We start from the raw sequence: 9887 nt of genomic DNA on the forward strand, positions 1-9887 counted from the left end.
GCCCGTGCGGTCGCGCCGCCCGCCCCGCGACCGCGCCACGCCGCGCCGGACGGCTACCGGGGCCACCCGCTTGGGGGTGCGTCACGGGCGCGGCCGGGCGCCGCACCGGAGCATGGGAGCATGCCGATCTCCGCCGCCCAGCGCGCCGCCGCCCTCCTCACCGTCTCCGCCGTCCTCTGTCTGACCGGCTGCTCGGACGACTCGGGCGACGGGACCCCCGCGGCCGCCGTCCCCACCGGCACCGGCGGCATCGCGGCGCTGACCGAGCAGCAGCTGGAGTGGGACACCTGCCCGCCGCCGTCCGCGGCGGAGGGCGGCGGCTCGGCCCCGACCCCGCTCCCCGGCGGCACCCCGTGGGAGTGCGCCTTCCTCCGCACCCCGCTGGACTGGTCCCGGCCGGAGGGCGAGACGATCGAGCTGGCCCTGATCCGCGCGCGGGCCGAGAACAACGCCCGCCGCATCGGCTCCCTCGTCTTCAACTTCGGCGGCCCCGGCGGCTCCGGCGTCACCGGCCTGCCCGGCTTCGCCGCCGACTACGAGTCCCTCCGCTCCCGCTACGACCTGGTCTCCTTCGACCCGCGCGGGGTCGGCCGCAGCGAGCCGGTGGAGTGCGCCACGGACAAGGAGCTGGACGCGTACTACGCCCTCGACTTCACCCCGGACGACCAGGCCGAGGAGCGGACCCTGTCCGACGCGCAGAAGAAGTACGCGGCGGGCTGCGAGGCCGACTCCGGCACGGTCCTCCCGCACGTCGGCACGGAGAGCGCGGCCCGGGACATGGACCTCCTGCGCCAGGTCCTCGGCGACGACAAGCTGCACTACTTCGGCATCTCGTACGGCACCGAGCTCGGCGGCGTCTACGCCCACCTCTTCCCCGAGCGGGTGGGCCGGGCCGTCTTCGACGCGGTCGTGGACCCGGACGCGGGCGTCGAGGAGGGCGCGCTCGGGCAGGCGAAGGGCTTCCAGCTGGCGCTGGACAACTTCGCGCAGGACTGCGTGGACCGGGGCGACGAGTGCGCCCTGCCGGGCGCGACGGTCGCCGAGGTCGAGGAGGGCGTGACCGATCTCCTCGCCGCCCTCGACGAGAAGCCCATCGACGGCATCGGCAGCCGGAAGCTGACGCAGACCCAGGCCACCAACGGCATCGCCCAGTCGCTGTACTCGAAGGAGTTCTGGCCTTACCTGGAGCAGGGCCTGGAGGCCGCGGACGGCGGGGACGGCGCCCTCCTCCTCGCCCTCTCCGACTCGATGAACGGCCGCGGCGAGAACGGCAGTTACAGCAACATCCAGGCCGCCAACGCCGCCATCAACTGCGTCGACTTCAAGGAGCGCTACACCCTCGGCCAGGCCAAGGAACGCCTCCCGCAGTTCCGCGAGGCCTCCCCCGTCTTCGGCGACTTCATGGGCTGGGCCCTCTCCAGCTGCTCGCAGTGGCCGGTGCCCGGCGCCTGGGACCACCCGGACGTGTCCGCGCCCGGCTCCGCGCCGATCCTGGTGGTCGGCAACACCGGCGACCCCGCGACCCCGTACGCGGGCGCCCGCGCGATGGTCCAGGCCCTCGGCAAGGGCGTCGGCGTGGAGCTGACGTACGAGGGCGAGGGCCACGGCGCGTACAACGGCGGCAGCGCCTGCGTGAAGAAGGCCGTCGACGGCTACCTCCTGGACGGCAAGGTCCCCGCCTCGGGCACCGTCTGCAAGTAGCCGCGACCGGGCCCCCTAGGATGACGGCCAGTCTCGGCCCGAACCCGGGGGGTCCCCCTTGTCCATACGCAGGCACCTGACGGCCCTCGCCGTCGGCGGACTGCTGGTCACCGGCTGTACGAGTACGGGCGCTCCCGCCGCCGACCCGCCACCCCCGGACTCCGCGGCCGCCTCGCCCACCTCCGCCGGCTCGCCCCCCTCCGCCGCCGGGTCCTCCCTCGCCTCCCAGCGTCTCGACTGGAAGCGCTGCGACGGAGCCGGATCCGAGTGGCGCTGCGCCACCGTGAAGGTCCCGGTGGACCACGCGAAGCCGGCCGGCGCCACCCTGGGCGTCGCCCTGATCCGCAAGGAGGCGACCGACCGGAAGCGGCGGATCGGTTCGCTGCTCTTCAACTTCGGCGGGCCCGGCGCCTCCGGGGTGGAGATGCTGCCGCAGCTGTCCGGGGAGTACGCGTCGCTGGGCGAGCGGTACGACCTCGTGGGCTTCGACCCGCGCGGGGTGGGCCGCAGCTCCGGTGTCGTCTGCCGCGACGACGCCGAACAGGCCGCCGCCGAGGCCCGGGTCGACTCCACCCCGGACACGCCCGCCGAGGAGGCCGCCTACCTGAAGGACGCGGCCGACTTCGGCGCCGGCTGCGCCCGCCGCTCCGGCACGGTGATCCCGTACACCACCACCTCGGCCACCGCCCGCGACCTGGACCTGGTCCGGCAGGTCCTCGGCGACGCGAAGCTGCACTACTTCGGGATCTCGTACGGCACCCAGCTGGGCGGCACCTACGCCCACCTCTTCCCCCGCCACGTGGGCCGGCTGGTCCTGGACGCGGTGGTCGACCCGACCGCCGACACCACCGGGCACGCCCGGCACCAGACGGTGGGCTTCCAGCGGGCCCTGGACAACTACCTGAAGAGCACCGGTCAGGAGCCGGAGGCCGGCACCGCGCGGATCACCCGGCTCCTCGCGCGGCTCGACGCGCGGCCCCTGGAGGTCGACGGCCGGCGGCTCACCGAGGCCCTGGCGACCACCGGCATCGCGGTCACCCTCTACTCGGAGTCCAGCTGGCCGCTGCTCACCCAGGCCCTGGAGGCGGCCGAGGCCGGTGACGGCAGCGGGCTGCTGCGGCTCGCGGACGCCTACAACGACCGGGACGAGCAGGGACGTTACGCCACCCAGTCGCACTCCCAGCGGGCGATCTCCTGCGCCGACTCCAGCGAGCGCCCGACCACCGCGCAGGCGAAGGCGCTGCTGCCGGAGTTCCGCCGGCTCTCCCCCGTCTTCGGCGCCTTCCTCGCCTGGGACACGGCCGGCTGGTGCGCCGGCTGGCCGGTGAAGGGCGAGGCGAGGACCCCGGCGGCCGCCGCGCCGGGCGCGGCCCCGGTGCTCGTCGTGGGCACGACGGGCGATCCGGCGACCCCGTACGAGGGCGCGGAGCGGATGGCGGAGGAGCTGGGCGAGGGGGTCGGGATCCTCGTCACCAACAAGGGCGAGGGCCACGGCGCGTACGGCACCTCGGGGTGCGTGACGCGGACGGTCGACGCGTACCTGCTGGACGGGAAGGTGCCCGCGTACGGCACGACCTGCGGGTAGCGCGGACGCGCGAAGGCCCCGGACCGTCACCCGGTCCGGGGCCTTCGCCGTCACCGCTAGTAGACCGGCTTCCCGGGCTCGATCTGGTGGACCCAGCCGATCACGCCGCCGCCGACGTGCACCGCGTCCGCGAAGCCCGCGGACTTGAGCACGGCGAGGACTTCCGCGCTGCGGACACCCGTCTTGCAGTGCAGGACGATCTTCTTGTCCTGCGGGAGGTCCTGGAGGGCGGTGCCCATCAGGAACTCGTTCTTCGGGATCAGACGGGCGCCGGGGATCGAGACGATCTCGTACTCGTTCGGCTCGCGGACGTCGATGATGTCGATGTTCTCGCCGTCGTCGATCCACTCCTTGAGCTGCTTCGGAGTGATCGTGGAGCCGAGCGCCGCCTCCTGGGCCTCCTCGGACACGACGCCGCAGAAGGCCTCGTAGTCGATGAGCTCGGTGACGGTCGGGTTCTCGCCGCAGACCGCGCAGTTCGGGTCCTTGCGGACCTTCACCTGGCGGTACTGCATCTCCAGGGCGTCGTAGATCATCAGCCGGCCGACGAGCGGCTCGCCGATGCCGGCGAGGAGCTTGATGGCCTCGTTGACCTGGATGGAGCCGATGGACGCGCAGAGCACGCCCAGGACGCCGCCCTCGGCGCAGGAGGGGACCATGCCCGGCGGCGGGGGCTCCGGGTAGAGGCAGCGGTAGCAGGGACCGTGCTCGGACCAGAAGACGGAGGCCTGGCCGTCGAAGCGGTAGATCGAACCCCAGACGTACGGCTTGTTCAGCAGCACGCAGGCGTCGTTCACCAGGTAGCGGGTGGCGAAGTTGTCCGTGCCGTCGACGATCAGGTCGTACTGGCTGAAGATGTCCATCACGTTGTCGGCCTCGAGCCGCTCCTCGTGCAGGACCACGTTCACGTACGGGTTGATGCCGAGCACGCTGTCGCGCGCCGACTCCGCCTTGGAGCGGCCGATGTCGGCCTGGCTGTGGATGATCTGGCGCTGGAGGTTCGACTCGTCGACCTCGTCGAACTCCACGATGCCGAGCGTGCCGACGCCGGCCGCGGCCAGGTACATGAGGGCCGGCGAGCCGAGGCCGCCGGCGCCCACGGCCAGCACCTTGGCGTTCTTCAGCCGCTTCTGCCCGTCCATCCCCACGTCGGGGATGATCAGGTGGCGGGAGTACCTGCGGACCTCGTCTACGGTGAGCTCGGCAGCCGGCTCGACCAGGGGTGGCAGCGTCACGGAGACCTCATCAATACAGCTGGTCGGTATGTCAGTACGGTTGTTCTCCCCGTAACACTGCCACGCCCCTTCTCATTCCGAGACACCCGGTCCGATACGCGAGACGATTTCGTCCCAGTAGCCGGGCAGCGAGTGAAATGGCGCGTTCTGTCCCGGCACCCCTTCGGCCCCTCCCACGCGGTCGGTGAAGAAGATCGTGCCCGCGCCCTGCCAGCGGGCGATCCGCAGCGCCTCGTCGAGGTGGGTGCGCGGCACCCCGTGGACGAAGTGGGCGAACTTCCCCTCCGGGTGGTCCGCGGTCCACTCGGCCACCTGCGACCAGCGGTAGTCCACCCAGGCCCCGGAGAAGGTGACCAGCTGGTCCGCCGCCTCCGCGTAGCCGGGGTACGGGTGACGGCCCTGGCCGAGGACGAGGTGGGCGTCGCCGCCGAGGAGGGCCGACAGCGTCGCGGTGACCCTCCTCACTCCGGGCAGATCGGTCCGGTCCGTGGGACAGCGATCCAGGTAGAAGCCGCCGACGCGGTACCAGTCGAGGTACCGCTGGGCCTGGGAGACCAGCTCCCCGAAGGGGCGCGAGCCGTGCGCCAGGTCCAGGTGCCCGAGGACCCGCACGCCCGCCTGCCGGAGCCGTCCGGCGGTCTCCAGGCAGTGCGGGTCGGGGCGGCTGCCGGGGCCGTCGGAGACGTTGAGCACCGCCCAGTGGACGGGGGTGCCGGGGCGGGTCAGTTCGGCCCACTCGACCGGGGCGAGCAGCGGGTGGGCGTAGCCCGGGGCGCCGACACCGAGCGCCCGGACGGTGCCGGTGGCGGTCAGATGCGACACGCCGCCTCCATCCAGATGTCGGCGAGCGACTCCTCCAGGTTGATCCGGGGGCGCCAGCCGAGCCGGTCGCGGGCGGTGCGGACGTCGGCCTGCTGCCAGGGCCCGCACCCGTCGGGGTACGGGAAGGGGGTGGCGGCCAGCTGTTCGGCGATGGTCGCCTCGCCGCGCGGGGCGCCGATGACGGGCCGCTGCGGGATGCCGTGCGGGACGTCGACCTCGTGGAGGTTGCCCGCGTAGCCGGCGACCCGGGCGAGGATCCCGGCGGCGTCCCGGAGCCGGACGGCCCGTCCCGTCCCGATGTTGACGACGCCCTGGGCGGCGGAGAGGGAGGCGGCGTGCACGGCGCGGGCCACGTCCCGGACGTCCACGAAGTCCCGCTGCACGCCGAGGCCGCTGAGCTTGAGCTCGCCGTCGCCGGCCTGCATGGCCCGTCGCATCGCCTCGGCGAGCCGGCCGAGCGGGGAGCCGGCGGGGGTGCCGGGCCCGACCGGGGAGAAGACCCGGAGGACGACCGCGTCGAGGCCGGAGCCGAGGACGAGTTCGGTGGCGGCGAGCTTGGAGACGCCGTACGGGCCTCCCGGGCGCGGCACGGCGTCCTCGGCGGTGGAGGAGCCGGGCTGGCTGGGCCCGTACTCGGAGGCGCAGCCGACCTGGACGAGCCGGGCGCCGCAGCCGCTGCGGCGCAGGGCCTCGCAGACGGTGGCGACGGCGACGGTGTTGTGCCGGGTGAGGTCGCGGGCGCCGCCCCGGGTGGCACCCGCGCAGTTGACGACCACGCCGGGGTGGACGGCGTCCAGGAAGCGGGTGAGCGCGCCGGGGCTGCCGGTGGCGAGGTCGAAGCGGACGTCGGCGTCGTCGCCGCGGCCCAGGGCGGTGAGGTGGACCGCCGGGTCGGCGAGCAGCCGGTCGGCGACGAAGCGGCCGATGAAGCCGTTGGCTCCGAGCAGTAGCACCCTCATCGTGCGGCCCCTTCGTGCCGACCGGCCGGTGCTGGGGAGTGAGGGGTCATGGTCTGGGTTCTCCTTGCGGGTGATGAGTCAGGGGCCGGGCGCCCGCGGCGTCGGCTCCGCGGGTGCGACGGGGTCAGGGGGTGGTGTGGGCCGAGGCCCGGGTGAGGGCGCCGGTCGCGTGGGCCAGCAGGCCGAGCGCGGCGGCGCCACAGACGAGCGCGGGGAGGGCGCCGGCGCCCCAGGCGTCGACGGCGGTCCGTACGGGGACGGCGAGCACGTCGAAGCCGGGGAGCGGGAGCCGGGCGGCCAGCACGCTCGCGAGGCCGAGGGCTTCGGCGGCGCAGGCGGCGGCCAGTGCGGCGGCGGCGGTCTCGGCGTGTCCGTGGACGGCGAGCAGCCGGGCGATCAGGAGCAGGGCGCCCAGCGCGAGCGCGCCGGCGGTGAGGCGGGTGAGCGCGAGCAGGACGGTGAGGGCGGCGAGCTGGAGGAGGACGGCGGCCAGGAGCCCCGCGCGCGTGGCGGCGGCGAATTCGGCGAGACCTCGGCTTTCGGCGATGCGCCGCCGGGCGCGGCCCGCGAAGAGGCGGGCGCACCAGGCGGCGGGCGCGACGGCGAGCGCGAGCCCGAGGAGCGGCGCGGGGTCGATGCGCCAGCCGCCGTCGGGTCCGCCCCGGAGCACCTCTTCCAGGAGCCCGTCGCCGGCGACGGCGTACGCGAGCAGCCAGAGCGTCCACACCCGGGCGGTGGGCGCGGCGACGGCGGCGCGCAGCGGCCCGCGCCGGACGGCGAGGACGAGCGCGCCGGCGAGGGCCAGCGCCCCGGCGGTCGCGGCGGCGAGCCGGACGGCCCCGTCGAGGTGGAGCAGCGCGGGCACCAGCAGCGCGGCGGCGGTCCCGGGCGCGAGCGCGGCGAGCGCCCAGGGGGCGGCGGGTTCGGCGGCGTCCTCGGCGGGCGGGGCCTCCCGGTGTGCGCGCGGCACGCGCGCGTACAGCTCCTCGGCGAGCGAGAAGACGTCCCGGTGCCGGTAGCGGGCGGCGGTCCGGTCGGTGAACCCCAGCGCTTCGAGTCCGGCGGCGACCTCCAGCGGGTCGACGGCCCGCGCGCACAGCTCCCGGTGCCGGTGCACGAGCACCTTGACGGGATCGCCGGTGCCACGCCGCTGCGGCCTGGCGGGGGATCCCGCGTCACCGGGCCCGGGCGCCTCGCCCCAGGCGGCGCCGGGCCCGGGGGCGACGGGACCGCCGACGGCGGGCGCGGGCGGGCGGGCGTCGTGGCCGTAGCCGCGGACGCCCCCGTCCGCTCCGTCCTCTCCGTCGGCGCCCTCGTCCTCGCCGTCTCCGTCGCCGTCCTCGCTCGGCGCGGCGGTGGCCGCGCCCGGGCGCGGGTCGGTCTCGGGTCCGGCGGTGCCGGCCTCCGTGCCGTGCGCGGGCGCGTCCACGGGCTCGCGCGCGGGGGCGTCGGCGCCGTCGTCGCCCGCCGGTCCGTCGACGGCCTCGTCGACACCGGTCCCGGGGTCGTCCGCGCGGGCGGGCGCGGGCTCGTCGGCGGCGGGCGGGGCCGCGGGGCCGCGGGGCGGCCCGAACGCGGAGAGCAGGTCGTCGAGGGCGGTCTCCCCGACCGGCGGGGGGCCGGGCTCCGCGTGGAGGTCGAGGGCGGGGAGCGGGCCGGCGGGCCCCGGGGCTATGGCGGGGGGTGTCGGTTCCGCATCCACCGCGGGGGCGCCGAGGAGGGCCTCGGAGCGGGCGTCCCAGGCTCCGGGGCTCGTCGGGGCGGCGGGGCCGCGCATGGGGGTGCCTCCTTCAGGCATCGGGGGCTCCTGTGCTCGCGGGGACGGCCTTCGGCGCCCAGCTGCCGGGGAGGTGCGCCTCGGCGGGGTGGGCGAACGGCACGTCGGAGCCGGCGCGGTGGCGTACCGGCGCGTGGGAGAGGAGTTCCAGGTAGATGCCGCGGAACGCGGCGAGGTTCTGGTCGACGGTGAAGAGTTCCAGCGCGCGGGCGCGGGCGGCCGCGCCGAGCCGGTGCCGGCGCTCGGGGTCGCGCAGCAGCGCGAGGCAGGCGTCGGCGAGCGCCCGGGGGTTGCGCGGGGGCACGACGAGCCCGGTGCCGCCGATGATCTCGACGACCGCGCCGACGTCGGTGGAGACGGTGGCGCGGGCGCAGAACATGGCCTCGACGAGGCTCGCGGGGAAGCCCTCGACGGTGCTGGAGAGGACGACGACGGCGGCGGAGCCGTAGACGTCCTCCAGGGTGGGCGCCTCGGGTCCGCCGAGCTCCTCGAAGGAGACGGGGTTCTCGCCGACGGCGTGGGCGCCGGCCGCCTCGTCGGGGAAGAGCTGCGCGGCGAGCGCGGCGCACTGCGCGAGGTAGGCGCAGTGGTCGGGGCCCGGTTCGGCCTCGCCCGCCTCGGCGGGGACGGAGACGATCCGCAGCCGGGTGTCGGGGCGGCGGGCGCGGAGTTCGGCGAAGGCGTGGAGGAGGGCGACGAGGTCCTTGGCGGGTTCCACCCGCCCGATCCACACGAGGGTGCCGGGCTCGCCGCTCCCCTCGTCCTCGCCGACCTCGGCGAAGCGCTCGGCGGGCATGCCGGGATGGACGGTGCGGACGCGGTCCCGGTCGGCGCCGAGCCGCTCCTGCCAGCGGCGCGCGTGCGCGTTGCCGGGGGTGAGGAGGGCGGCCTGGCGGTACGTCTCCCCGGCGAGACGGCCGTGGAGGGCGGCGAGCAGGGTGCGCAGGGCGGTGGAGTGGTCGCCGGTGCCCGCGTCGAGGTAGTGGGAGCGCAGGCCGACGCCGTACTCGGTGACGAGGAGCGGGGTGCCGAAGAAGCGTTTGGCCAGGAGGCCGGGAAGGGCCACCGGTCCGCCCGCGGTGGCGTGGCAGAGGTCGGCGGCGCCGAGGGCGGTCTCGTCGTACCAGCCGAGGGAGAGGGGGCGCAGGGCCCGCTCCAGGTGGTCGGCGAAGGCGAGGTGGTCGCGGAGCCCGGCCGCGGCGGCGGCCCGGCGGGCGCCGGGGGCGCGGCAGGCCGCCTCCAGGAGGCGGACGGCGTCGTCGGAGCGGAGCGCGCCCGGCAGCCCGCCGCTCTCCCGGGCGAGGTCGGCGAGGGCGCCGAGGCCGGCGGCGAAGGCCTGCGCCGGGGCGTCGCAGGCGGCCGGGTCGTCGGCGGGGGCGCCCTCGGCGGCGAGGCCGGTGGCGAGGGCGTGGAAGCCCTCGGCGAAGCGGCGGCGGTCCCGGCGGCCGTAGGCGCGGCGGCCCGCGCGCTCGGGGGGTCCGGCGGGGAGGGCGCCCTGGCCGGTGGCGGGGACGGGCCGGGTGTTGGGGGGCAGCGGGGCGGTGGGGAGGGGGCCGCCGACGGCGTAGAGGTCGAAGTCGTGGGGGGCGAGGCCGCGGACGAGCCGCTGCCACCAGGCCCCGGTGTCACCGGCGGCGCACGGGTGGCCACCCTCAGTGAGCAGTCCGATCCGCACGAGCACACACCCCCGGTCTCCGTTGACGGCGCCCACCGGTGCCGTCGGTGGCGCGCGCTGCCGTCCCTCGGCGGGAATCCCACAGCGGGAAGAACGTAAGCGCAGCGACCGGTGGTGCGACGGACGGTTGTCC

General features: G+C 76.0%; 7 protein-coding genes. 2 read left to right on the plus strand and 5 right to left on the minus strand.

The window, feature by feature from the left end; all coding sequences use genetic code 11:
* The first annotated feature begins 120 nt into the window (after nt 1-120).
* Nucleotides 121-1701: an alpha/beta hydrolase gene (locus ACFQ8C_RS07330; RefSeq protein ID WP_383453169.1), complete on the plus strand. Its 1581-nt coding sequence runs from the start codon at nt 121-123 to the stop codon at nt 1699-1701.
* Between the two features lie 58 nt (nt 1702-1759).
* On the plus strand, nt 1760-3286 hold the full coding sequence (locus ACFQ8C_RS07335; RefSeq protein ID WP_383453171.1) for an alpha/beta hydrolase: 1527 nt from the start codon (nt 1760-1762) through the stop codon (nt 3284-3286).
* A gap of 56 nt (nt 3287-3342) precedes the next feature.
* Here ACFQ8C_RS07335 and moeZ read toward each other — a convergent pair whose 3' ends face one another.
* From moeZ to ACFQ8C_RS07360, 5 genes are all read right to left on the minus strand, one after another.
* The gene (gene moeZ, locus ACFQ8C_RS07340) at nt 3343-4521 is read right to left on the minus strand and encodes an adenylyltransferase/sulfurtransferase MoeZ (protein WP_383453173.1); all 1179 of its coding nucleotides are present in this window, start codon (nt 4519-4521) and stop codon (nt 3343-3345) included.
* A 72-nt stretch (nt 4522-4593) separates the two neighbouring features.
* Entirely contained in the window at nt 4594-5343 is a 750-nt protein-coding gene (locus ACFQ8C_RS07345) for a spherulation-specific family 4 protein (protein WP_383453175.1), read from the minus strand.
* A complete protein-coding gene (locus ACFQ8C_RS07350; protein ID WP_383453177.1) occupies nt 5331-6302 on the minus strand; it encodes an NAD-dependent epimerase/dehydratase family protein in 972 nt (323 codons plus the stop codon). The genes ACFQ8C_RS07345 and ACFQ8C_RS07350 overlap by 13 nt, the downstream gene beginning before the upstream one ends.
* A gap of 124 nt (nt 6303-6426) precedes the next feature.
* On the minus strand, nt 6427-8079 hold the full coding sequence (locus ACFQ8C_RS07355) for a hypothetical protein (protein WP_383453179.1): 1653 nt from the start codon (nt 8077-8079) through the stop codon (nt 6427-6429).
* 13 nt (nt 8080-8092) lie between these two features.
* Entirely contained in the window at nt 8093-9754 is a 1662-nt protein-coding gene (locus ACFQ8C_RS07360; protein ID WP_383453190.1) for a glycosyltransferase, read from the minus strand.
* Nucleotides 9755-9887: the final 133 nt, after the last annotated feature.

This window comes from Streptomyces sp. NPDC056503 (genome assembly GCF_042794995.1).
Taxonomy (GTDB): Bacteria; Actinomycetota; Actinomycetes; order Streptomycetales; family Streptomycetaceae; genus Streptomyces.

Coding starts and splice junctions, on each gene's coding strand:
- ACFQ8C_RS07355 (WP_383453179.1), bottom strand. CDS start 8,079: ATGCGCGGCCCCGCCGCCCCGACGAGCCCCGGAGCCTGGGACGCCCGC.
- ACFQ8C_RS07350 (WP_383453177.1), bottom strand. CDS start 6,302: ATGAGGGTGCTACTGCTCGGAGCCAACGGCTTCATCGGCCGCTTCGTC.
- ACFQ8C_RS07330 (WP_383453169.1), top strand. CDS start 121: ATGCCGATCTCCGCCGCCCAGCGCGCCGCCGCCCTCCTCACCGTCTCC.